Annotated in this window: 19 protein-coding genes and 1 pseudogene; 9 read left to right on the forward strand and 11 right to left on the reverse strand. The window is 58.8% G+C overall.

Going from position 1 to position 24,502, the window contains the following annotated elements:
- The first annotated feature begins 295 nt into the window (after positions 1 to 295).
- On the forward strand, positions 296 to 1,297 hold the full coding sequence (locus tag BM348_RS05975) for a DUF1616 domain-containing protein (protein ID WP_092902906.1): 1,002 nt from the start codon (positions 296 to 298) through the stop codon (positions 1,295 to 1,297).
- Positions 1,298 to 2,184: 887 nt separating this feature from the next.
- Here BM348_RS05975 and BM348_RS05980 read toward each other — a convergent pair.
- The 5 genes from BM348_RS05980 to BM348_RS05995 are packed head-to-tail and all read right to left on the reverse strand — an operon-like array spanning position 2,185 to position 7,759.
- Complete coding sequence (locus BM348_RS05980) at positions 2,185 to 4,167, reverse strand: DUF2206 domain-containing protein (RefSeq protein WP_092903649.1); 1,983 nt, start codon at positions 4,165 to 4,167, stop codon at positions 2,185 to 2,187.
- Entirely contained in the window at positions 4,157 to 5,119 is a 963-nt protein-coding gene (locus BM348_RS05985; protein ID WP_092902908.1) for a glycosyltransferase family 4 protein, read from the reverse strand. The genes BM348_RS05980 and BM348_RS05985 overlap by 11 nt, the downstream gene beginning before the upstream one ends.
- Before the next feature lie 2 nt (positions 5,120 to 5,121).
- Positions 5,122 to 6,198: a DUF354 domain-containing protein gene (locus tag BM348_RS05990; protein ID WP_092902910.1), complete on the reverse strand. Its 1,077-nt coding sequence runs from the start codon at positions 6,196 to 6,198 to the stop codon at positions 5,122 to 5,124.
- Positions 6,195 to 6,365: a hypothetical protein gene (locus BM348_RS21180; RefSeq protein ID WP_175507115.1), complete on the reverse strand. Its 171-nt coding sequence runs from the start codon at positions 6,363 to 6,365 to the stop codon at positions 6,195 to 6,197. Before BM348_RS21180 ends, BM348_RS05990 begins: the two co-directional genes overlap by 4 nt.
- Entirely contained in the window at positions 6,362 to 7,759 is a 1,398-nt protein-coding gene (locus BM348_RS05995; RefSeq protein WP_092902912.1) for a nucleotide sugar dehydrogenase, read from the reverse strand. Before BM348_RS05995 ends, BM348_RS21180 begins: the two co-directional genes overlap by 4 nt.
- Before the next feature lie 351 nt (positions 7,760 to 8,110).
- Between BM348_RS05995 and BM348_RS06000 the strand changes: the two genes are divergently transcribed.
- The 4 genes from BM348_RS06000 to BM348_RS06015 all read left to right on the forward strand — a co-directional run bounded on the left by BM348_RS06000 (position 8,111) and on the right by BM348_RS06015 (position 13,173).
- Positions 8,111 to 8,758 (forward strand): helix-turn-helix transcriptional regulator, encoded by a 648-nt coding sequence (locus BM348_RS06000; protein ID WP_245779398.1) that lies wholly within the window; start codon positions 8,111 to 8,113, stop codon positions 8,756 to 8,758.
- Positions 8,759 to 9,282: 524 nt separating this feature from the next.
- The gene (glmS, locus tag BM348_RS06005; RefSeq protein ID WP_092902916.1) at positions 9,283 to 11,091 is read left to right on the forward strand and encodes a glutamine--fructose-6-phosphate transaminase (isomerizing); all 1,809 of its coding nucleotides are present in this window, start codon (positions 9,283 to 9,285) and stop codon (positions 11,089 to 11,091) included.
- A gap of 295 nt (positions 11,092 to 11,386) precedes the next feature.
- Positions 11,387 to 12,337 (forward strand): ABC transporter ATP-binding protein, encoded by a 951-nt coding sequence (locus BM348_RS06010; RefSeq protein ID WP_092902918.1) that lies wholly within the window; start codon positions 11,387 to 11,389, stop codon positions 12,335 to 12,337.
- Positions 12,334 to 13,173 carry an ABC transporter permease gene (locus BM348_RS06015; protein ID WP_092902920.1) on the forward strand — a complete coding sequence of 280 codons (840 nt, stop codon included), beginning with the start codon at positions 12,334 to 12,336 and terminating at the stop codon, positions 13,171 to 13,173. Before BM348_RS06010 ends, BM348_RS06015 begins: the two co-directional genes overlap by 4 nt.
- A 126-nt stretch (positions 13,174 to 13,299) precedes the next feature.
- On the opposite strand, the gene BM348_RS06020 is transcribed toward BM348_RS06015, so the two are convergent.
- On the reverse strand, positions 13,300 to 14,334 hold the full coding sequence (locus tag BM348_RS06020; protein WP_092902922.1) for a carboxypeptidase regulatory-like domain-containing protein: 1,035 nt from the start codon (positions 14,332 to 14,334) through the stop codon (positions 13,300 to 13,302).
- Positions 14,335 to 14,825: 491 nt separating this feature from the next.
- Between BM348_RS06020 and BM348_RS06030 the strand changes: the two genes are divergently transcribed.
- Entirely contained in the window at positions 14,826 to 16,640 is a 1,815-nt protein-coding gene (locus BM348_RS06030; RefSeq protein ID WP_092902926.1) for a carbamoyltransferase family protein, read from the forward strand.
- 169 nt (positions 16,641 to 16,809) lie between these two features.
- Here the strand turns inward: BM348_RS06030 and BM348_RS06035 are convergent, their stop codons facing one another.
- Both BM348_RS06035 and BM348_RS06040 read right to left on the reverse strand, forming a co-directional pair.
- Positions 16,810 to 17,565: a hypothetical protein gene (locus tag BM348_RS06035; protein WP_092903651.1), complete on the reverse strand. Its 756-nt coding sequence runs from the start codon at positions 17,563 to 17,565 to the stop codon at positions 16,810 to 16,812.
- A 124-nt stretch (positions 17,566 to 17,689) separates the two neighbouring features.
- Positions 17,690 to 18,100, reverse strand: a complete 411-nt coding sequence (locus tag BM348_RS06040; protein WP_092902928.1) for a hypothetical protein — start codon at positions 18,098 to 18,100, stop codon at positions 17,690 to 17,692.
- A 370-nt stretch (positions 18,101 to 18,470) separates the two neighbouring features.
- Between BM348_RS06040 and BM348_RS06045 the strand changes: the two genes are divergently transcribed.
- The 3 genes from BM348_RS06045 (at position 18,471) to BM348_RS06055 (ending at position 21,558) form a co-directional block, all read left to right on the forward strand.
- Positions 18,471 to 19,562 (forward strand): glycosyltransferase family 4 protein, encoded by a 1,092-nt coding sequence (locus tag BM348_RS06045; RefSeq protein ID WP_092902930.1) that lies wholly within the window; start codon positions 18,471 to 18,473, stop codon positions 19,560 to 19,562.
- 119 nt (positions 19,563 to 19,681) lie between these two features.
- Positions 19,682 to 20,410, forward strand: a complete 729-nt coding sequence (locus BM348_RS06050) for a class I SAM-dependent methyltransferase (RefSeq protein ID WP_092902932.1) — start codon at positions 19,682 to 19,684, stop codon at positions 20,408 to 20,410.
- The gene (locus tag BM348_RS06055; RefSeq protein WP_092902934.1) at positions 20,407 to 21,558 is read left to right on the forward strand and encodes a glycosyltransferase family 4 protein; all 1,152 of its coding nucleotides are present in this window, start codon (positions 20,407 to 20,409) and stop codon (positions 21,556 to 21,558) included. The genes BM348_RS06050 and BM348_RS06055 overlap by 4 nt, the downstream gene beginning before the upstream one ends.
- A gap of 176 nt (positions 21,559 to 21,734) precedes the next feature.
- Here the strand turns inward: BM348_RS06055 and BM348_RS06060 are convergent.
- The 3 genes and pseudogenes from BM348_RS06060 to BM348_RS06070 all read right to left on the reverse strand — a co-directional run.
- A pseudogene (locus BM348_RS06060) lies at positions 21,735 to 22,014 on the reverse strand (ISH3 family transposase); the annotation flags it as partial.
- Positions 22,015 to 22,156: 142 nt separating this feature from the next.
- Positions 22,157 to 23,362 (reverse strand): glycosyltransferase, encoded by a 1,206-nt coding sequence (locus BM348_RS06065; RefSeq protein ID WP_092902936.1) that lies wholly within the window; start codon positions 23,360 to 23,362, stop codon positions 22,157 to 22,159.
- Positions 23,344 to 24,393 carry a glycosyltransferase gene (locus BM348_RS06070; RefSeq protein ID WP_175507116.1) on the reverse strand — a complete coding sequence of 350 codons (1,050 nt, stop codon included), beginning with the start codon at positions 24,391 to 24,393 and terminating at the stop codon, positions 23,344 to 23,346. The genes BM348_RS06065 and BM348_RS06070 overlap by 19 nt, the downstream gene beginning before the upstream one ends.
- Positions 24,394 to 24,502: the final 109 nt, after the last annotated feature.

Genomic DNA, 24,502 nt, shown 5'->3' on the forward strand with positions numbered 1-24,502 from the left:
TGCGATTTTCATTCATTTTATTCTACAGCTATATCGGCTCTATCCTGTGATTACCCGGTTGATAGGATTCTCATTTCGAGTCGAATTTCGCCTATTCTGGCGATAATACGGTCGGACCTTCCTCCCGAATTTACGGTCATTTCCGATTTCGAAACGGTACAGAACCGGCGAAACTCTTATCTGAGAAATTCCCACCATATTCCTTATATGAGATCGAATATCGACCCCCAAATAACCATGATTTTCCGGGCTTACGAGAGTGATAATAAACCGTGTTCACGCCGTTCAGTCGTGTATGAGTGATACCAACTGGTGGTTCCTCGACCTCGCACTCGTGGTCGCGGGTGCTGGAGCTATCACGATCGGACTGTTCGCGGGGATTTCGGGCTATCTGCGTATTCTACTGGCTATTCCGCTCGTCGTCTTCTTCCCCGGATACGCACTCGTCGCAATCCTGTTCCCGGATACGGTCGGCGACGATCAGCGATCGTTCGACGACGACCGAACGGGGCTCGGACGAGCGGTTCTGCTCAGCGGGGGAATTGAGCCGATTGAGCGTCTCATTCTGTCGATCGCGTTTAGCGTCGCGCTCGTCCCCGTGGTTCCCCTTATTGCGACCGTAACCCCATGGGGTATTACCTCCAGACCGGTGCTCCTCGGGGTTTCAATACTGACGGTCTGTCTCACGCTCGTGGCGATCGTCTCTCGGTACCGTGTTCCACCCTCGAATCGATTCGTTCCGTCGAACATGTTAGTCTTACCCGTGCTAACTGGTGGGGATCACTCGTCGCCGTACACGAAAACGAACACCCGGCCGTACAACGTCGCCCTCGCGCTGGGGCTGGTCCTGCTGGTCGCAAGTGCCGGGTTCGCGGTCGCGAATCCGGTCCAACACGACGGCTTCACCGAGTTTTCCGTCGAAGGATCGGAGCTAGACGGTGAGATGCAGACGATGTACGATTCGACGGCGACCGCCGGCGAACCGTACACCGTTCCGCTCTCGATCACGAACCAGGAACACAGCGATCAGACCTACACCGTAGTCGCGCTCTTCGAACAGGTCGAGTACGGCAACGGGACCGAGAACTCGGCGTCGGTCACGGAGCGGTCGGTCCTCACCAACGAGTCGATCAGCGTCGCCGACGGCGAAACCCGAAACGAATCGCTCGAGGTCACGCCGCCGTCGGCGGGTGAGGACCGGCGGCTCACCCTCCTGTTGTACACCGGCGACCCGCCGGCGAACCCGACTCCCGAAAACGCGTACGAATCCCTCCGGCTTCCGATCGAAGTGCAATAAGTATCGCTCGAGACGTACCAGTATTCGACGTTCGACGGGCCGATTCTATTTCGAGGAGCCAATCCGGTCGGACTCCATCCCGGCGACCGTATCCGTCGTTTATCGGGGTCGGGGTTCGACACGGCTGCTATCGAGCATTCGAAGCGTGATTCTCGGTTTTCGAGCGATCGCCGTATCGTAGATCCGGATTCGTGCGAGCCATCGGTCACGAGCCGCGAACGAAGAGCGGTAATCATCCGTCTGTGAAACCCGGTGCTTTCTCGAGTTCTTCCCGCGAACCGAGCGGCCTCAAGGCGAGTCGTCGCCGACCGCAGGCGACACAATGCAGTCGAACGAGCGGGCGACTGGCCCGGCTAGCTGCGACAACCGGTACGCTAACAACCGAATAAGCGCAGCTCGGTACCAGTCCACACTATTTGCGAATTCGTCGCTCCGATTTCGGGGATCGGAGTCGCGTTCTGCGGCGGACGGCGCTGTCTGACGATCGGACTGTCGTCCTGTAGCGGCTGTAGTTCGAAGGATTCTCAGCGCTCTGGAATCTCCGTGAGTCGAGAGACAGCGGGTCGTCCGGTAGCGGCTCGAGGCTGCTCGAGACCGGTACACGATCGATACCGTGGTGCAGCGATCGTGGAGTACTCGCGAGTTTGAGCCGATCAGACAGTAACTGAGCGCCTCGCCATCGCGAGTCCTTCTTTTACTCGTTCGATTTATCAGCCGCTCAGCCAACCACTGTGGCGCTAATTCACCATCGTCCGCTCGAGCGTCTCGTGGTCGGCTCGTGAGGAGAGATAGCGAGGCTCGAGTGGAGCGTCTCGCCGATGGGACCGAGACAACCGAGCGGTCGAACCGGATCGAACTCAGATCGGCTCACTCGAGCGTTCGGTGGCTCAGGCAGAGTTCGTCACGGGCGACGGGGTACACAGCGAGACGTCGCCGTTAGTGTACATGACCGCCTGTCCGGGTCGACAGAGCTGCTGTTCGGAGACGGAGGCCAGTTGCTGGCGACCGTTCTCGTCTACGAAGTACGTCGCGTCGGTCGATTGGGCCGTTCGATAGACGGTGTACCGGTGCTGGACGGACCCGTTCTGGTGTATCGTCGCCGGCTCCGTCGACGGATACGCCCCGGTTCGACTGAACACCGTCTGGTAGGGGTGATCCGTGTACAACTGCTGATCCGGCCGGATTTCGCTCCCGTCGGGCGAGCCGGTCAGCTCGCCGATCGATTCGACCGCGGTCAGTTCCGACTCGTCGTAGGCGAGACGTTCGTGCTGGTCCGAGAAGATCGGATTCTCGGCGTTGCTCTCGACGGCGACGATCATCGCGCCCGGATAGATAAGCGCGAGCACCAGCAGGACGCTGACGACGATCCGCGGCGACAGGTTTCGGTTGAGCGATCGGACTCCGATCGCGCCGAGGATCGCCATCGGCGCGAACAGGAACGCGAACCACCTGGTCGGGATGAAGTTCCGGATCCCGAACATCGGCAGGACGAGTATGAACACGAGCATGACCGCTGCACCGATCAACAGCGTGAAGACCGACTGCTCTGCCCGCCGCCTGTGGACGACGTACAGACACCCGGCGAACGTCACACAGAGCAAGAGCAGAAAGCCGAGGTTTTCGATGTACGGCAGCACCTGCTCGAGTAGCGTCGGCGCGGCCTCGGCCCCGCTTGCAGCCCCGCCGGTCGAGCCGCCCGCGATGTTCAGGAAGCCGGCGCTTTCCTCGAGGGTTTCGGTGAAGAACTGCAACACCGTCCCGAGGAACGAGTTCTCGCCGTAGGGCGTCAGCGACCAGATGAAGATCGTCAGCCCGAAGTTGAAGACGACGAGTCCGATCAGGTTGACCGGTTTCTTCGCGCGGAACACGCTGGTATCGAGTCGCGTCAGTCCGACGGGACCGATCACGAAGATGAGCTGCGCGGCGAACGCGGCCAGCAGCAAGACCAGCATGATGAACGTCGACACCTGGTGGGTGAGGATGATCGCGATGCTAAAGAGGATCAGAAGCGAGAAGTCCCGGCCGGTGTACTCGACGCGCATCACCCTGATCAGCGCGTACAGCATGCCGAGGAAGAACAACAGCCCGAGACTGGTCGGGATGAGTTGCATTCCCCACATCGAGACGTAGTTGGCGAACGCAAAGAGCGCCGTCGCGAGCGTCGCCCACCGCGCGGAGACGAGCAGGTTCGCCGTCGCGTAGACGAGCACCACCGAGAGCGGCATGACGAGTCCCACGGAGAGATACAGCGCCCCGCGAAGCGGGACGTCGTAGATGAACGAACTCGCGACGACCAGCAGGTGGTAAAACGGTGAGCCGTAGTGCTTGTCGTGGGAGATCGCGCCGAGCATCTCCGCGTCGCGGATCTGTTCGATGAACTCCATGTGCGTCCAGATGTCGATTCCGATGTACCCGGGCGTCACGTACAGGGCGGTAAAGCGAAAGACGAGCGCGAACAACACGATCTGTAAGAGCACGACGCCCCGATTGAAGTCCCGATCGGCGGTACAGAGGATCTGGACGAGAACGAGCGTCCCGACGACCGCCGAGAGCGCGAAGAAGGGGATAGTTCGCTCGCCCTGCATAACCGGCAGTACCACCATGGCCGAGAGCCCGACGAGGACGATCGACGGCAGGCTCATCGCGACGCTCGAGGGCAGCGCCGGCAGGGCGTCCGCGCCGGTCTGTTGGTACAGCGAGACGAGATACAACCCGCAGGCGAGCGCGAGCATTATCGGCACCGTCTCGAGGTAGACTTCGGAAACGAGCAGCTGTAGGGGTAAAAGCGCCAGCGCGATCAGGAGGCCGGCGATCGCAGCGATCGTATCGAGTCGAAACGGCCGGTGTTCCGAGAGCGACCTAAGACCCACGCGCGACACCTCCGCTCGCCCGCGCCGATCCGTCCGTCTCGAGAACGGCCCGGTAGAGAGAGGCGATCGACTCGCCCATCGACTCGAGGCTGAGGCCGTCGATCGCCTCGCGGCCGTCCGAACGCGGACGCTCCTCGGCGATGGTCTCGAGACCGGCGATCAGTGTTTCGTCGCGATCGCTGACGACGCAGTTCGACACGTCACCGACGGTTTCGGGGACGAACCCGACCGCGGTCGAGACGACCGGCAGGTTACACGCGGCGGCCTCTTTGACGACCATCGGTCCGCTCTCGCGTTTCGAGGTGACGAGAAGAACGTCGCTTGCGTTCATGTAATCTGGTATTCTGTCGTGGTCGACGCCGTGTACCGTCCGCAACTCCAGGTCTGTGTTCGTCTGCTCGACGAGCTCGCGAGCGCGGGAGACGTCCTTGACCGAGCGGTCCTCGTCGTAGGGAAAGAGCGCGATCGGGCGGTCGGTCTCCCAGCCGACCCGCTCGCGCGCTCGAATCTGCGATACCGGTCTGAACAGGTCGGTGTCGACGCCAAAGGGGATCAGTTCGTGGTCCGCCTCGAGTCGCCTGGCCATCGCCCGACTTGGGGCGATCACGGCGTCGGATCGGCGGGCGCCGAGCCGACTGATCGCTCGGAGCCAGTCGTGATCGCCCATCAGGTCGGTTCCCCACAGGGTGAGCACGACCGGCCGGAGCGGCTGTGCGAGCGCGAACGGGGCGGTGAGGCCGTAGTTCGCGTGGACCAGATCGAAGTCGGTCGCTCGGACCCGCGAGAGGATCCGCGGGTAGTATCGTGCGTACTCGAGGGGCGTTCGGCCCGCGTCGCCGTCGTACTCGCCCGGGACGCCGAGCACCGTACACTCGACGCCGCGATCCTCGAGGACCGACACCTGCTGTTCGAAAAACGGTCGCGGGGACGTAACCAACTGTAGTACCTTCATTGCTATCCGAGGTTCGTGGCGACGGCGGACCGGTCGGCGTCGGTCGCGCGCGCCGCCGATTCGATTTGCTGGACGATCAGAGACGTCACGTCGATGCGTTCCTCGAGCAGCCGTTCGCGCCGTCGCTCCCACCTGTCGGTCTCCGGCGTCGTCGATTCGAGAATCGAGACTGCCTTCTCGAGGGAGCGAGCGTGGCGATCGTCGCCGTCGAACGCGAACAGGAGGCCGTACTCGTCCTCGAGCTCGCTCGTGTAGCCGAGCGACTGGGAGTTGACGTACACCGAGGGGGTCCCGAGCACGGCGGCTTCGGCCGCGGTCGTCGCGCCCTCGCCGACGACCAGGTCGGCGAACGCGAGCAGATCGTGCATCCGCTCCGGCGGGGCGGTGAACTCGTAGGCTTCGAGATCCGGCGGCGGGTCGCCTTCCGCCGTGAGCAACACGGTCGCACCGGCGTCCTCGAGGCGGGAGACGACCGCTCGCGGGTCTGCGAATCCGCCCTGTCCGACGTCGTGGGAGGCGTCCCAGCTGCTCAGACGGACGACGGCGAAGGTCTCCTCGCGCTCCAGCCCGACGGCATCGAGAACCGACGGATCGGGGTCGAACCGGTCGGGGTGGAGGTACGCGAGCTCGTGGTAGCCGGGGTAGGTGACCTGCTTGTCGCCGATCTCCCCGCGGTAGCACTCGGGGGTGCAGATGACGTCGGCGAACGGGTACCCCAGCCGCTGGATGAGCGTCGCGTGTTCCGTGTCGTAAAACACCAGACTGTTCGTCCGCAGGAGCGTCGCCACGTGAGCCGCCGCGACGCCGCCGATGGCGGTGATCACGTCGGGTTCGATCCGGCGCGCCCGATGGAGCAACCGCGCCTCGTAGGTCGCCTGGACGGTCGCCAGCGAGAGCATCGAGTCGGATTCGCCCGCCAGCAGTTCGTACTCGATCCCGTAGGCCTCGAGCAGGTCGGTCGCGACCTCGCTCTCGCGTGCGAACACGAAGACGTCGTGCCCGCGCGAGTCGAGTTCTGCGACGGCGTTGCGAAAGAAGTGGACGTGACCCGGGTGCTGGATCGTGACGATGACTTTCACTCGTGGTCTCCCTCGTTGGTGACCGCTTGGCTCTCAGTGGGGACGGGACCCGCTCGAGCGGCCGACGCACAACGCGAGGCCGTCGGTCGCACCGAGCCGGTACTCCGGACCCGCGGCTCCCCCCGGTCGATTCCCTCGACGACGGCTGTATCCCCCGAATCGGTCATAGCTTCCGATACTCGAAGCCCGCAGCCGTCGCGTCGTCTCTCTCGAGTGCGCCCATCACGTCGACGAGAGCCGGATCGTCGGCGACCTCGTCGGCGACGGCGGCGAGGTCGATGCGTTCGAACTCCGCGTGTGGCGTCGCGAGCAAAATCGCGTCGAAATCCTCGAACGACAGCGACTCCTGAACGTCGATCCCGAAGGCTTCTCGAGCGGTGTCGTTGTCCGCGAACGGGTCGTACCCCTCGATATCGATGTCGTACTCCTCGAGCGACTCGATGACGTCGGCGACTTTCGAGCTCCGAATGTCCCCGACGCCGGGTTTGTACGCCAGTCCGAGGACGAGCACGCGACTCGTGCTGAGCGCCTTCTGGCAGTCGTTGAGCGCTTTGATCGTCAGATCGGCAACGTGGTCGGGCACCGACTCGTTTACCTTCCGACTCGTCTCCATCAGTTCGGGATCGAACCCTTCCTGGGCCGATCGGTACGTGAAGAAGTACGGATCGACCGGGATGCAGTGGCCGCCGACCAGTCCCGGTCGGTAGCCGTGGAAGTTCCACTTCGTGCTCGCGGCGTCGAGCACCGCCTGCGTGTCGACGTCCATGTGTTCGAACGCGATCGAGAGCTCGTTGACGAACGCGATGTTGAGATCCCGCTGGGAGTTCTCGACGACTTTCGACGCCTCGGCGACTTCGATCGACGGCGCGCGGTGCACTCCGGCGTCGACGATCGACTCGTACAGCGTCGCCACGTCCTCGAGGACCTCCTCGTCCTGTCCGCTGACGACTTTGACGACGTCCTCGAGCCCGTGTTCGGCGTCGCCGGGCGTCGCTCGCTCCGGCGAGTAGCCGACCGAGAAGTCCTCGCCCGCGGTCATCCCGGAGGCGCGTTCGATCGCCGGGACGAGTACCTCGCGGGTCGTGCCGGGGTAGACGGTCGACTCGAGGATGACCGTCGTTCCCGTATCGATCTTCGAGCCGACGGTGGTCGCCGCGCTCTCGACGAAGCTGAGGTCCGGTCGGTCGTCGTCTCGAACCGGCGTCGGAACCGCGATGATCACGTACTCCGCCTGACTCACCGCCGTCGAATCGCTGGTGTAGGTGAGCTCGTCGTTCTGGACCGCCTCGTCGCTCAGGTCACCGGTCGTGTCGGTGCCATTCCGCAGGGTTTCGACGGTCGAGTCGTCAACGTCGAAACCGATCACGCGGTAGTCGGACTCGGCGAATCCCACCGCGAGCGGGAGTCCGACGTAGCCAAGTCCGACCACGCAGACGGTCGGTTTGTCCGCTGCCGTCTCCCGAACGTGCTCGAGCGACGCGCTGTCCTGGCCGGGGTTGACCGGTCCGTCGGTCTCTTGCTCGCCAGTTCGTTCCTCGGTATCGCTAATTGTAGGAGTCATGAATGCTCTCTCGTTGCAGGTCCAGCGCACGCGATCGTGCGACGGAACCACGCTCGTGGTCCCGCGTTCGTGGAACCGGCGTCAGACTCGACAAGCAGGCTTGATCGGTTTACTATACCGCAGATAAACAGTTGTCTCGCGCTCACCCGTTTCGAGATCCGACAAGAGAGGGGGCGAAACGCCATTATCCCCCTCATTCTGCGATTTTCGTCGGCTCTCGCGTTAGCAGCCTGTTAAACGAAGCTGTGTAAACTCATAATGAAGGTGCTATAGGCCCGCTACATAGTATGATCAGCGTGATGCCGGGACAACACGTTCGGCTCCGCACGATCAGCACATGGCGAAACTATGGTGTCCAGCTTACAGCCCGATAACAGCGTTGCTCACGCCGTACTGACTCGACTCGAGGCTGCCGATACCGTCCTGGATTCGGGATCTCACCTCGCCGTTCCGGACGGGTCGACAGCCCGCGTCGTCGAAATTACCGTCCCGTCCGTCGGAGATATGCCACTGATCCAGCTCGTCCGGTCGATCTCCGTGTTGGAGTCGGTCCTGATCGCGGTCCTGTTCGTCCTGATCGCCGCACTCGTCGGGGTTCGGGTGACAGACGCCATCTCCGATCGGGAGGTTTCGGTTCCGACCCAGCGCTCGTCCGAAGACGACCGACGCGATCCGCCACCAGAAGATGAACCGCAAGCCGCGGCGGCACCAGCCTACGAAAGCGTTGTCTCCGCCGAGACACCGCCCGAACTCTTGAGCGACGAGGGGCAAGTCGTCCGATTGCTCGTCGAGAATCACGGCCGCATCCGACAACACGAGATCGCCGACGAGACCGGCTGGTCGAAATCGAAAGTCAGCCGCACGCTCTCGAAGATGCACGACAACGGCACGATCGAGAAGACCTCGCTCGGCCGAGAGAACGTCATCACGTTGGCCGAGGCGGACGCGAACGATCCCAATCAATCCGACTCGGACAACGTCGGCAACCCCGTCGCCTGATCGCTCGAGCGCTTGGACACTCGTTTTGCCATCCTTTCTCGATCGACCGTCGCATCGGCTTATTCGGTTGATAAGGCCGTCGAGAGGCCTCCTTGAGTGCCATATCGGTACAGTGCAACTATTTTCTACCGATAGAACATCGTCTGACGCAAACTCCAACAGAAACTCAACAATAGTTGCTATTTTCCGGACAAAACAGCAACTATTTGTTATTTTAATGAGATATACTGGATGGATGCTAGCTTATACAAACGATAGGTGGCGACTTATCCGCGGTATAGTAATGCCCGAACGGAGAGAGATCCAAGTAGATACCTGAGCCGTCCCGCTGCGGACGCCGTAAACGGGTACGAGACAACCATGATACGAACTACCAGTCTATTCGAAGCGACGTCGTCGAACCGAACGGTCAGGGCCCCCCTCACCAGCGGGGGCGTCTCCGACTGCCGGTCAGTGGCGCTCCCGACCCGAGGGCCGCTCCGAGGGACGGCCGGGTCGCCGTCGGTCGAGGGGGTGTCTCGTTGATGTGCGGGATCATCGCCCGGATCGGCCGGGGAAACGCCGCCGAAACGTTGCTCACAGGTCTCGAGAACCTCGAGTACCGCGGGTACGATTCCGCCGGCATCGCCGTCCAGAACGGCTCCGGCGTCAAGGTACACAAGTGCTCGGGCGAGGTATCCGAGCTCAAGTCCCAGCTCGAGGCGCGTCCGAACGGGAACATGGGCATCGGTCACACCCGCTGGAGCACCCACGGGCCGCCGACCGACGAGAACGCACACCCCCACACCGATACCGTCGGTGACGTCGCCGTCGTCCACAACGGCGTGATCGACAACTACGACGAACTCAAAGCCGACCTCCGATCGAAGGGCCACGAGTTCGAAAGCGACACCGACACGGAAGTCATCCCGCACCTGATCGACGAGTATCGACGAGAAACCGGGGACACCGAAACGGCCGTCCGAAAGGCCGTTTCGACGCTCGAGGGGAGTTACGCGATCGCCGCCATCGTCGACGGGGAGGAGGCGGTCTACGCCGCCCGAAAGGGGTCGCCGCTCGTGCTCGGCCTCGACGACGACGAGTGGTTCCTCGCCAGCGACGTCCCGGCCTTCCTCGATTACACCGACGAGGTGATCTACCTGGAGGAAGGCGACCTCGTCGTGCTCGAGCCGGACTCCTATCGGATCACCGACCTCGAGGGGACGCCCGTCGAACGCTCGAGCGACACCGTCGACTGGGACCCGGAGGACGCGGGGAAAGGCGAGTTCGACCACTACATGCTAAAGGAGATCTACAACCAGCCATCCTCCCTGTCGAATACGATCGAGGGCAGAGCGAACGACGGCGAGGTCACTTTCGAGAACCTGACGGAGGGGACGTTCAGCGACGTCGACGCCGTCCAGTTCGTCGCCTGCGGAACGTCCTATCACGCCGCGATGTACGGCGGCCAGTTGCTCCGGTCGGCCGGCGTCCGAACCGAAGTGCTTCGAGCGAGCGAGTACGAATCGACGACCGGACCGGTCGACGAGAACACGCTCGTCGTCGCCGTCACCCAGAGCGGGGAAACCGCGGACACCCTCGAGGCCGTCCGCGAAGCGACCAGCCGAGGGGCCCGCTCGCTCGCGGTGACCAACGTCGTCGGCTCGACCGCTGCTCGAACCGCCGACGACGCGGTCTACATTCGCGCCGGCCCGGAGGTCGGCGTCGCGGCGACAAAGACGTACTCCTCGCAGGCGGTCACGCTCGCGTTGCTCACCCAGCAGATCGCGAGCGACGTCCCCGGCGGCGAGCCGGCGGCCGACAAAGCGAAACTCCTCGAGTCGCTTCGGGACCTCCCCGAGCACGTCGAAGAGGTGCTCGAATCGAGCCAGGCCGAGGCCATCGCCCGGGAACGACTCGACAGCCAATCGTACTTCTTCATCGGGCACGGCCTCGGCCACTCGGTCGCGCTCGAGGGCGCGCTGAAGTTCAAGGAGATCACCTACGAACACGCCGAAGGGTTCGCGTCGGGCCAACTCAAACACGGGCCGCTCGCGCTCGTGACCGACGAGACGCCGATCTTCGCCGTCTATTCCGGCAGGGGCGACGAGAAGACGAAGACGAACGCGATCGAAGCCCGCTCGCGCGGCGCGCCGATCGTCGCGGTCGGCCCCGACGATCACTCGCTGGCCGACGCGGCAGACACCCACCTCTCGGTTCCGGATACCCATCCCGTCTGGGCAGGCCTGCTCGCCAACGTCCAGTTGCAACTCGTCTCCTACCACGCTGCAAAGCTCCTCGAGCGACCGATCGACAAGCCGCGCAACCTCGCCAAGAGCGTCACGGTCGAGTAACCGCTTTTTTGCCGATCGACTCGAGCGGATAGAGTCGCTCGTCGACGCTGCCGTAGTCGTCGTCCAGCCGTACTCATCGGTTCAACTGTAGTCGTCGGTTCAGTCGTGATCGTCGTCCAGCCGTCGTCGCCGGTCCGACCGTCGTCGATCTAGACACTCACTCGTCGGACCGAAGCCGTCCGTCTGCGAGATCACATCGAAACGCTACCGCAGGTCCTCCGTCGACCAGTGCATCGCGATCGAGCTTCTAATAGCGTTCCGCAAAGAATTTGTTGGATACAAAACGTGTGTCGGTATGGTCCCTATCGAAATCGATGGCCTCAGCAAGGAGTTCCCCGGTGACGTCCTCGCGGTCGACGACCTCGACCTGCGGATCGAATCGGGCGAGATTTTCGGGTTCCTCGGGCCGAACGGTGCCGGGAAATCGACGACGATCAACGTCCTCCTCGGGTTCGTCGACCCGACCGCCGGCAGTGTTAGCGTCCTCGGGCAGGACGTACAGGGAAGCGAGTTCGCACAGACCCGGCATCGAATCGGCGTCCTTCCGGAAGGATACAGTCTGTATGACCGGCTGAGTGCCCGCGAGCATGTCGATTGGGTCGCCCGAACCAAACGCGCAGACGACGATCCCGACGAGATTCTCGAGCGGGTCGGCATCGGCGACGTGGCGGATCGCCGCGTCGGCGGATTCTCGAAGGGGATGCGCCAACGCCTCGCGTTCGGAATGGCCCTGGTCGGCGATCCGGATCTCCTCGTTCTCGACGAACCATCGTCGGGCCTTGATCCGACGGGAATGCAAGAGATGCGGGCGATCATCCGGGAGGAAGCCGCCACCGGGACGACCGTGTTCTTCTCGAGTCACGTGTTGCCGGAGGTCGAGGCGGTCTGTGACCGCGTCGGGATCATGAACGACGGGCGGCTGGTCGCCGTCGACGAGATCGAGACGCTGCGCGACGAGATCACGAGTTCGTCGCGGATCACCCTGGCGGTTCGATCGGTGCCGGACGAGCTCGGCCTCGAGACCCTAGACGGCGTCACGAACGTTCAGGTCGATGGATCCGAGATTCACGTCGACTGTCGAGCGACGACCGTCAAGCCGCGAGTCGTCAGGTACGTCGACGATCGGGCGACGATAACTGATATCGTCTCCGAGGAGCCGTCCCTAGAGGAGCTGTTCAACAGGTATACGGGCGACGCCGACGCCCCCGACGAAGAGGCCCCCTCCCCGGCCGAGGTGACGGCATGAGCGTCGTCGAAGTCGCCCGGAAGGACTTCCTCGACGTCCGCCGGTCGAAGATGATGTGGCTCGTCGTTACGATTTTGACCGGATTCTCCGGCTTGTTCGTGTACTTCCAGACCAGCCAGATCCCGTATTTCGAGAGCGCTCGGGCGGGCGTCGTGAGCGTTCTGAACGGCGTCCTCATGCTCGGTTCGTTCCTGGTTCCGATCGTCGCGTTCGTCGCGGCCTACCTCGCTATCGCGGGCGAACGCGAGACGGGGAGTCTGAAGTTCATGCTCGGCCTGCCGAACACGCGCCGCGATATCGTCGTCGGCAAATTTCTCAGTCGGTGTCTCGTGATCGGCCTCGGTCTCGCGAGCGCGGCGCTCGGGGTCACCATCTTGCTCGCGCTGTTCTATCCGCTCGTCCCGATCGTCCCGTTTTTCGTCATGCTCGGGCTGTTGACGCTTTATGCCGTCGTCTACGTCGCGCTCGCGATCGGTATCTCCGCCGCCGTCGCGAGCAAAGCCCGCGCGGCGGCCGCCGGATTCGGCCTCTACTTCGTCCTCAACGTCGGCACGTTCCTCGCGTCGCCCGGCGCTCTCGTCCGCACAGTACACGCCGACGTCCTCGGGCTCGGCGAATCCCCCCTCCTCTACCAGTTCGTCTCGCTTCTAGTGCCGCCCGAAGCGCTCCTTTACGGTGCCACCGCCGTCGCCGAACCGAACGGGCCAGTCACCAGTCCACCCGCAGACGCGCCGTTTTTCGTCCAGCCGACGTTCATGCCCGTCGTTCTGTCCGCGTGGATCGTCCTCTCGGTCGCTATCGGGTACTACGCGTTCGAGTCCGCGAACGTGAGCTGACTCTCGTCTCGAAGTGTGTTCGACTCGAGCACCGTTTCGCGGCCAGAAAGGACATCTCCGAGCCGAGATAGATACGTCACCGGCCGAATATCAGTAATAGAAGGCGTCACCGAGTCTGGCGTCCAGTCAGTTCTCTTCTTCGAGTTCGAGGGTGATTTCCTCGTCGCCGCCGTCGATCTCGACGTCGGTGGTCGCCTCCTCGTAGCCGTCCGCGTTCGCCGTCACCGTGTACTCGCCGTTCTCGCGTTCGAACTCGGCTTCGCCGTCGTCGTCGACGTTCTGCTGGTCCGTGTCGAAGGAACTGAAGATGCCGCCGTCGGCGTCCTCGACTTCGACCGACGCGTTTTCGAGCGCCTCTCCGTCCCCGTCCTCGACGACGGTCGTCAGCGTGTAGGGCCCACCGCTCGAGTCGTCGCTCTGGCCCCCGTCGTCGTTCTGGTTTCCATCATCGTTCTCGTCGTCACCGGTCGCTGAGAGTTCGAGGGTGACTTCTTCGTCGTCGCCGTCGATCTCGACATCGGTGGTCGCCTCCTCGTAGTCGTCCGCGTTCGCCGTCACCGTGTACTCGCCGCCGTCATCGACGGCGAAGACCGCCGATCCGTCGGCACCGGTCGTCGTTTTGCCGCTTCCGCCGGACGCCGACTCGACCGTGACCGTGGCGTCTGTCAGTTCGTCGCCGTCCTCGGACTCGATATCCGTGGTGAGCGTGTACGATTCGTCCGAATCGCCGCCGTCACCGCCGTTCGAACCGTCGTCTCCGCTCGAGTCGTTATCGCCGCTCGAGTCCCCACCCCCGTCCTGGCCATCGGAGTCGTCGCCCGACTGGTCACCCGTTTCGGAGTCGCCGTCGGTTTCGTCCTCGTTTCCGCCGTCACCACCCCCGCCGTCGGCGTCGCTCTCGGAACTGTCCGAGCCGTCTTCGGGCTGCGGTTCGACCGCGCCGCCGTCGTCACCCCCGCCGCCGTCCGTTCCCTCGTCGGTCGGCTGGGAATCACCGAGCCGGTCGGCGGCGGTCTCGACCGCGTCGTCGATCGAGACGCCGCTGGCCGTGAGCGCGACCCCTGCGACTAACAGGGCGACGCCAGCGACAACCAGCAGTATCTGGACGCCACTTTGCATCGAGCGAGTCCGCGAATTCGTCTGGCGACCGCTGGAAGACATCTTCTACCTCCTTATCGGCTCGCGATTGCCAGAGCGTTTGGTGCGTCCCCCCTCACTCGCGGCGAAAGCGCACGCGCCGATTCGGCGCTCGTCGGTCCGTCTCTGCGAGTCGTGCTCGGACTCGAGGGACCAACGGGCCACCCCGCGGGAGACTCGAGTGCGATCGGTGACGACATCGTTTCGTACATTCGTTCGACGGTTTCTTCCCTGGGTGGTTCACTATGCGGCCGATAAGACGATTTCAGCTCGCGAACGGATCTCAGTTTCCGAGCGGAACCGCCGATGGAAATCACTCTGGGAAGGGTCTCCGGTCCTGATCGTGGCGTCCTCGCAGCTGTCGACTCGCGTGGCGATTAGGTCTCCCCCAAACGTCCCGTTTCGACCCGGACAGCGATCCCGACCGTTCGGCTCGGCCGATTTCGACCTCGAGGACGCCTCACCGATCGTTTAACACGTCCATATTATCGGTGATAGATAGATTCCGTGTGATCATGAACGGCTACACGCTAGCGTTCAAACCTGCAATTGGTCTGTACGGACAGCACGACCCCAGTGCCGTCCTCTTCGACGACGGAACGCCCGTCTTCGGCATCGAGGAGGAGCGACTCACCCGCGAGAAACACGCCCCCGACACGTTCCCGACGAACGCGATCAACGCCTGTCTCGACTATCGAGACCTCGAGCTCGGCGACGTCGACGAGATCCTCCTCCCGTACGACCCCAGCCTCCGCTCGCGTATCCGTTCGCACTACCTCAGCGACGCCGTCCGCGCGCCGACCCTCCCGCGAAAGCTCTCCGCGCTCGAGCAGACGCTCGTGACGGAGATCCAGAGCCAGTTCTTTCCGACGCGACAGGTCGAGTCCCGCCTCGAGTCGATCGGCTCTTTGGTGCCGCCGATCGAGCGCCTCTCACACCACCGCTGTCACGCCGCCAGCGCGTTTCACCCCTCCGGATTCGACGACGCGCTCGTCCTCACGATCGACGCGAAAGGCGAGTACGACTCGACCGTCGTCTGGCGGGGCGATCGACACGGCCTCGAGCGGGTCAAAACCTACGAGCACCCCAACAGCCTCGGACTGTTCTTTGCGATCGTCACCGAGTACCTCGGCTACCGGATGTTCAACGGCGAGGGGAAGGTCATGGGCCTGGCCCCCTACGGCGAGGAAAACCCGGAGATCGAACGACGGCTGCGGAACCTGATCGACGTGGGAACGTCCTACGACGTCACCGAACTCACCAAGCGCTGGGGAACCGGCCACGGCCTCGAGTTGCTCTCGGAGGTATTCGGCCGTCCGCCCAAAGCAGATACCGACGAGTTCGATCAGTGGGAGAAAGACTTCGCCCACACCGCCCAGAAGCTGCTCGAGGAAATCGTCCTCGACATCGTCGAGGCCCACACCGACACCGTCGGCTCGCACAACGTCGCGCTCGCCGGCGGCGTCGTGCTCAACTGCAAACTCAACAAGCGCGTTCGAGAGGCGGCCTGCGTCGGCGACCTCTTCGTCCAGCCGGTCGCCAACGATGCGGGGCTGGCGCTAGGTGCGGGCTGGGTCGGGCGGCCGCCCGAGACCGTCGACGACCTGTCGACGGTGTACTTCGGTTCGTCCTACGAGAAGGAGACTATCGAGGAGACCCTCGACACGTCGAAACTCAGCTACGCGGAGCCCGCGAACGTCGAGCAGTACGTCGCCGACCGCCTCGCCGACGGCGCGCTCGTCGGCTGGTTCCAGGGCCGGTCCGAACTCGGCCCGCGGGCGCTCGGCTCTCGCAGCATCCTGGCGGACCCGCGCACGGCCGACTCGCGCGACCGGGTCAACCGGTTCGTCAAGCACCGCGAGGGGTGGCGTCCGTTCGCGCCGTCGATGCTCGAGGACGTCGCCGAGGAGTACCTGATCGACGGTCGCCCGTCGCCGTTCATGATCGAGGCCTACGACGTCGACCCCGAGAAAGCGAGCGAGCTCGAGGCGGTCGTCCACCCCGCCGACGACTCCACCCGCCCCCAGACGGTTCGCGAGGACCAACACGAGCGCTACTACCGGCTGATCGAGGCGTTCGGCGAGCGCACCGGCGTTCCCGTCCTGCTGAACACCTCCTTCAACGACAACGGCGAGCCGATCGTCGACAAACCGATCGAGGCGATCAAGGACTTCTACGGGATGGGACTCGACCTGCTCGTCGTCGACGACTTCGTTCTCGAGAAAGACGCTACCCGACAGCCGTCCACCCGCGAGGTCGGCGAGCTGGTCGGGAGCGCCGATCCGGAACCGGCGACTCGAGAGCGAACGACAGCGATCGGAAACGGGTAGTCGTCCCTGTCGATCCCGGGTGTCGAATTCGTTGTCGTTTCGTCTCGAGGGATCGTCTCCGTTCGTTCGCACTCTAACCGTTCGGCGGGCGATCGGGTCAGCTTACACGGTTCTGAGCGAACGAGAGACGTTCGGGAGTGGGGTCTGTCCTCGGCGGGTCACAATGCGATCACCCGTCGGCTTCTGCGTCGAATCGCGGGAGCACCACTCGAGCGTAGTACACGAGATACGTGGCTGTGACGACGCCGTAGAGCCCGGCAGTGAAAACCGGCGACCAGTCCAGAACGAAAATCAAAAACGCGACCCAGAACCCGCCTCCGACGACGCCGCCGAGCGTAACGAGATGGAGTCCACCCCTGGTTCGAATCTGCATGTCGCTGTCAGTAGCGAGTCGAATGCCGATCAGTCCGGCCGTGAGCGACCCCCACGTGAGGACGGGCAGTCCGAGAACCGTCCAGACGTTTGCGGGCAACTGCTCGGAGGAGGTGACGAGTAGTGCCCAGCCGACCAGCCCGAACGCGGCCCACGCGATGCTCCGCAGGAGTTCTTCGCGCAGGATCAGGCGGACCTGCGGGCGCTTTAGGAACTCGAAGAGCGGGTTCTGGGTCCCGGTTGACTCTCGTTTTAATGCTTGCTCTCCTTCCGGTGACAGCGGCCACTCCGACTCCGGATGGTTGATATAGTACAGCGTCAGTGAGTCCGAATACGCCTCCGTCGCGACGACACCCTGCTCTTCTAGGTCGTCCAACCGGTTACGGACGGTGACCTTCGAGACGTCCGGCTTGATACGTCGCTGGATCTGTTGGAGCGAGAAGAACGGACGCTCGGCGTCGTACATCGTCTCGACGACGTGGCGGTGAGTGAGTTTCGTGTTCACCGTCCTGTCCCGTTCTACTTTCTCTGCGATCCACGGCGGAAGCGTCATACGTTGCTCGAGCATCGGTGACAAATTATCGGTTTCGCATAGGGTTCGGACGGTGGACAGCGAGACTGCCACACCGCCGGTCGAGCGCAGGCGTTGTTCGTCAGACAGCAGGGGCGATTCGGGACTAGACGGCCATTTCAGAGACCCGGTCGGGCACACGCCTGTACCAGTACCAGAGGACGACACCCACCGTCGTGACGACGTACGCGGCCGTCACCCAGAGGACGGGATAGCCGCCCGCCGTGACGAGGTACACCGCGCCGACGCCGCCGAGGGCGATTCCGAGGCCCAGGCTTATCCACACCCCAGTCGATGTCCGCACCTGTAACTCGCTGGACGTCGCAGTTCGAATCCCGATCAAGACCGTCGTCAATAGCGCCCACGTGAGTACGGGCAGTCCGAAGACCGTCAGCGCGGTCGCGTCCAACCACGCCACCTCCGAAATCACGATCGGCCACCCGACGAGTCCGAGCCCGATCCACACGATACTTCGCAGCAGTTCCTCGCGGACGATCCGCCGCTGTCGTTGATTCATAGCTACAGGTCAGTCACGAATCGCGACCGATAAATCACCGCGGAGAATTTTGCGGCCGGATAGCGGGGGTTTGCGCCCGCAAAGCCCGCTTTGTGGGTGCAAAGGTGGCAGACGAGTCGCCTTTTCGCTCGTCACTCGAGGCCGCGTGTCAATTGGTGTCTTCGTCCCACGCGGCCTCGTCGCTCGTCCTCGAGCGGACTGGTGACCCGTTCGTATGCCACCGTGGCTCCGTCGGCATCGCTCACCGCGCGCCCCGGGTCGATGCTTCGTTTGACTCGAGCCGACGTCCGTCTGGGCGCGTCGAGCGGTGGCGTTCGAGCATCGTTTCGAACCGAATAACATAACCGGTGACTCGAGAACCGAACGCACGATGCGGATCCTCCGAGTCGCACAAAAGGTCTACCCCGACGTGAACGGCGGCGGGGCGTACCACGTCCACGCGATGAGTCGCGATCAGGCCGCGATGGGTCACGACGTGACCATTCTCACCGTGAGCGATAACGATGATCTCCCGCGAGAGGAGCGACGCGACGGGTATAGGGTCGTCCGCCGGTCGCCGACCGTTAATCTACTGGGAAACGATATCTCGACCGGTGTGGCGCGGTTCCTTCGGCAGGCGAATGAGTTCGACGTCATCCATGCGCACTCGCATTTGTATTTCTCGACGAATCTCGCCGCGCTGAAACGTCGTCTCGGTGAGATCCCCTTGGCGATCACAAATCATGGACTTTACAGCCAGAATGCCCCCGAGTGGACGCTCGATTTGTACCTGCGATCTGTGGGCCAGTGGACATTCAATCAAGCGGATGTTATCTTCTGTTACACCGACGAGGACTGTAATCGCGTCCGCGAGTTCGGAGTTGACTCATGTATTGAGGTGGTGGCGAACGGCGTGGACACGGAGCGGTTTACACCAGAAGGAGAAGTCAGTAGCCGGATTGATCACGACGGGTCAGTAGTGCTGTTTGTGGGCAGGTTGGTTGAGGGAAAACGGCCACTGGACGTGGTGCAGGCGGTGTCACGGCTACCTGATGACGTGAAGCTATACATGGTTGGAGATGGGCCGATGCGCTCTGAACTAGAGGAAATGGCTAGCGACCAAGTAAAGTTCATTGGACAGGTCTCCTACGAGGAGATGCCGGAGATTTACCGGGCAGGAGACGCATTAATATTGCCAAGCCGTGCCGAAGGATTGCCGCGGACGATACTGGAGGCGATGGCGTCAGGTCTACCGGTTGTGTCAAGTCATCTAAAGCACATTGCACCTGTCGTTCAAAAGGCCGGAAAAACGGTTCCAATAGCGGATATTTTTGGATATACGACCGCACTAAGAGACGTCCTTGATTGGGACGAGGGAATTAGCTTAGATAGTCGCCGAGTAGTCCTCAATGAATTTCGTTGGCAGAATACGGTCGAAGAAACGACACAAGTATTAGAAGATATTACTACCAAGATTGAGTAGCAGTTCTATAGCGACTCTGAACAACAAGTAGACATTCTCAAAGGAGTGAGAAACGGTAGTAATACAATAACTGAAGACATAAGGTCAAGTACCGACAAATATTTGAGTTGAGACCAGATATGACCGATTACAATAATTCACAAAAGGACGTTGCTGATTTCTATGAGGAGGAGGCAAGTACCTATGACGAACGGTTTGAGTCGATTGCAGGGGAATATATTCACAATCGACAAGTTTCAATCATATTAGAACAGTTAGGAGACATTAGTGGAGATACAGTTTTAGAGATTGCAGCAGGAACGGGAAGATTCACTCACGTATTAGCCGCTCAAGACGCAAAAGTAATCGTTATCGATATCGCTCGGGAGATGCTAGAGGAGAACCGGCAACGGACTCCAGAGGCAGAGTTTGTCCATGGAACTGCCTCGGAATTACCATTCGAACCTTCCTCAATAGATCATTGTGTGACCGTTAATGCACTCAATCATATTCCAGGTCATTGGGACGTAGTTGCGGACGTGAAGCGTGTTTTAAAGCCTGGCGGGAAGTTCCTCGCAAATTACCCAAATATCCTAAGCAACCGATTCCCGATTGGGATGTACGTAAACAACCAGAACCGAAATGTCGGAAAGGGAGTGTATACGAAATGGTTTAATATATTCGAAGTAAAGCGAACACTCAAAAGCATGGGATACAATATTGAAGCCTGCATTGGCGACCGGTTTTTACCAGTGAAAATATTACCAAAAATAACGGTTCCCGCATCACGAATGACTGAGGAAATATCTGGCAACCCGATTATGTCAAATATCTGTGTGTCTCCATTCGTTCTCGCTCGTAAAGAATGAAAATCGGATTCATCGCTACTGAAATTGGACTGCAAAAAGGGGGTGCATATATGGGCGGGAATGTGAACAACGTGATCACGGTCTCACAAGCGCTTGCGGAACGAGGGCACGACATAATAATCATAACAACTACCCCCCGCGATACTGCGCCAAACCCGACCGCAAATATAGATTGGGCAACAGTCTACGAATATTCTCCTCGATTTGATCACGGGACACCAGGGTATTTTGCATCATTCAGCGCCTATGCAACTCGAACAGTAGCTAAACTCCGACAGCAGAACAAACTTAATGTGCTTACTGTCCATGCTGGATTCCCGCTATGGGGCCTCGTCGGAACAGCGGCAAATATTTTAACAGACTGTCCAGTTATACACGTTCAATATTGTCCAGTTGATCAAATATCTGGGGAATCCATATATGATTATCTTAACCACCCATGGTTTATACGACGCTATCTGTCAGGTGCAGATGAACTAGTCGGAATCTCACCTATAGTGAGTGATTCGTTACGTAATCTAACGAATCAGGATAATATACAGACGATACTACCAGCTATTAATACAGATATATATACTCCAGTCCCAGAATTAGGAAAGGCGGAAGTTCCGACGATCTCGTATCTGGGTAGCCTTAATGAGCAGAAGGGACTTGACCTCCTTGTGGACGCGTTTGTGGATATTCAAGAAGAATTTGACTGTCAGCTACGACTAGGCTTGGAGGTCCGATCTAAAGAGTCAGGAAGTGAGTTAGCTAAACGAATTGAAGAAAATCCAGATATAGACGTAAATGGAATAGTAGATGATGTCCCGAAGTTCTTAGCAGAAAGTCATATTTTTGTGGCTCCATTTCGTACGACTATGGGACCTGCGGATTATCCGCTTGCCGCGTTAGAAGCAATGTCCTGTGGAATTCCAATTGTCGTTACTGATGTTGGTGGATTAAAGCAGTTAGTTATGGACAGTAACGGTGGTGTGTGTATTGGTGAACCCAGCGCCAAAGGGATTTCATCTACAGTATCGGATCTTCTCAAAAACCCAAACAAACGTTCAACTATTGGCTTACGCGCACGAGAGTACATTCTCCAGCATTGCTCGGAATCAAGTGTAGCAGACCAACTAGAAGAACTCCTCGAGGAAAAATTATAGCTTAGTATCAGTACCTCACAAAGCATCGTTGGTTAGCCCGGCCTGAGTTATCTGTTCTGTTGTGATGAGTCGTCGGTAACGGTTAAGCAACACTAATCGAAGCGGAAGCTGTCGCTGGCGGTCAGCCGCCGACGCGACAGCGTAGCCACTCACGAAGTGGCGTCCTCGGATTGTGATTACCAGTGGAACCGGTCGTCGGGTGGCCGGTTCGCGGGGCGGCCCTCGCGGTACGTTGGGCTGACCCCACAACCCGTCGAACTATATTGACGAATTCCTTGTACGGCCACCACCAGAGGCGATGCCTGTCTTGGTGAGCCGTCGCTGCGTATTCGTAGTGGAGATACCGCCACGCGTTCTGCAACAACAGGCTCACCACGACGTACAGCAGTCTCACGGTGCGTCTCGCATTGTTGTCGTCACTATCGCTTGCTCGGATAAGCGATAGCTCAACTCTAAACACGTACGATTTCCGCATTAGCGTTGAGGTCAATACCAATTTCACCGCTGAGCGTGTTGACGAGAAAGTTAAAGAACTGGTCTTCGTGGATTTCACTGTCTTCTTACTTGGTCTTGAACACACCATCAGTAAGCAGACGTTCTAACTAACCGACTTTGTGTGGTGCTGGGTATAGATATCCTGAAGTATATTCGAACCAGATTCTAAAGAGAGCTGATTGATGGCCACATTCCGGCATCTTTGATTACTATAGGGATCATCAATGATTTCAAGGAGTTCTGTAATTGCCTCTCTTTTTTCCTTCTCAGAAAATTCAGAGATTGCAACCCCGACCTGATTTTGCTCTAGGATATCTTCAACATCACCGACTCCGCTATTTCCAATACAAGGTGTTCCAGTAGATAGAAATTCCCCCATCTTAGTCGGACAAGTAGCTTTTTTCGAATATGTGTCTTTATAAAAGAATATGCCGGCATCTAATTCGGAATACTTTTTTGGCATCTCCGAGTGCGAAACAGACTTGATTTCAATATTATCCATATTCTTGGGATATTTTTCAATCTCCCGTTGGATTTTATTTCTATCTCCTTTATTATAAATTTTAAAACAAGACTCATCAACTTGCTCTGAAAGAAGGTGATAACAGTCAAGCACTTCATCAAAATGATGCCACTCATTCACAGTACCAACATATCCGAGCAGAAATGGCCCATCTGGAGAATTATCAGACATTTCAAATTTTTCTGTATCTACACAAGTTGGGATTATATATATATTATCTGGCTTGACAGAATACTTCTGTGTGATAATATCTCTGCTTGCCTTAGTTAGTGCTATAACTACATCTGCTTGCTGAAAAAGCAGGTGTTCAATCCTTTTCAAATACGTGTATAATCTGCCATCTGGGTCTATGGAATTCCTATCAACTCGTTCATCTATCCAAAAGCCTCGTATATCAAATATAATATTCGTCGTACTGAATACTGCTAACGGAAGAGAAATCATCATTGGAATATAACTCCGAGCATGGACGAGATCAAATCCATTTTTAGCATAGATATACAATGACAAAAGAAACCCAACGAAAATATCCATAAACGTAGACAATAGTGTTGGTCCCCTACATCTCTCTATATGATGCCATTCGATGTTCTGGTCTTGAATCCTCGACTCAACTTTCTGTAAATCTGTTCTCTCTGGACTTTTTTCAAAAGATAGAATGTGTATATCCAAATCCGTATCTATCTGTTCAAGATATCCGAGGATCTGAGACTTCCCTAATGGTTCGGTCAAACCAGTGTAGGAGATATAAAGGCACTTCTTATCAGTCATTGTGTGTGCAAACATTCCAATATCTCCTGTATTTCACGGGCGTAATCTTCTGTCCAAAGTCCTTGAGTGTCTACCTCATGTCTAGCTTTTAGTCCTGATTGCTTTCGGAAATCGTCATCGCAGATTAAGCGCTCTAAAGCATCGTACCACTCGTTAGGAGTTTCAGAGAAAAGAATTGACTTACCAGGACTGGTGATCTCGCTTAAGGGTTCAATTGGTGAAGCAACCACTGGCACACCCAGAGACATACACCTAATCACAGAAGTATACCCACCCTTTCCGTTTATCCATTCGGTATCCGGCATAGGGCGGATCATTATATCAAAACTCTTAATCAACTCCTGTTCATCCTGCAATGACCAAGTGGCGTATCTAACCTTCTGGTGATTCTTTAGTGGGGTAACTGGTGGCTCTTCCCCAGTAACGATTTTCAATTCACAATCAAAATCCTCCAAAATAGATTCCAATGGCTCCTTTATTAACTCCAAATACCGTAAGTTTCCTGGGCCACCAATCCATCCAATTGTGACTTGAGTGGAACTATTTTGAACTGCAACTTGTTCTTCCTTTGGTACTGATGTCGGAATTGTATATACGTGGTCGTTATATTGACGTGCGAAATTAGAGAGATTTGGATTTCCTGTTATCACGATGCTTGACGCATCTATGGATTGCTTTAATCGTGAACGTCGGCTTGGCCGGTCGTCTTCCCACTCAGGAGAGGTATATAATGCATCATCGAAATCAAACACTATTTCTCCACAAACTAGACTAAGCGTTTTAACTAGATACCCTGGCAGTGGTATTTTCTGCACATATATGATGTCTTTATTGAATGAAAACAGCACCATTTTAATTGAAAATATAATATTGGATAAGGACCGGCCAAGGAAATCAGAACGGTGGGCCCTAAATGAGAGAAATTCTATTTCAAATTTGTCTCCAAAGTATTTAGTTGGTTCTAAGATTCTATGGCGGGTGCTTGCGGTTGTTTCATCTCCTACTAATATAAAACCTATGGAGATGTTGTCTATGTCCTTAGACATTGATACAGATTCCCATAACATTCATTGATGTCTATTAAATTAATAGTTTCTATTTGGGCACTGTCTAGATGAGAGTTTGAGGAATGAGCAGGTGGTAGCGAGAAGTGTT

Source organism: Halostagnicola kamekurae, assembly GCF_900116205.1.
GTDB lineage: Archaea > Halobacteriota > Halobacteria > Halobacteriales > Natrialbaceae > Halostagnicola > Halostagnicola kamekurae.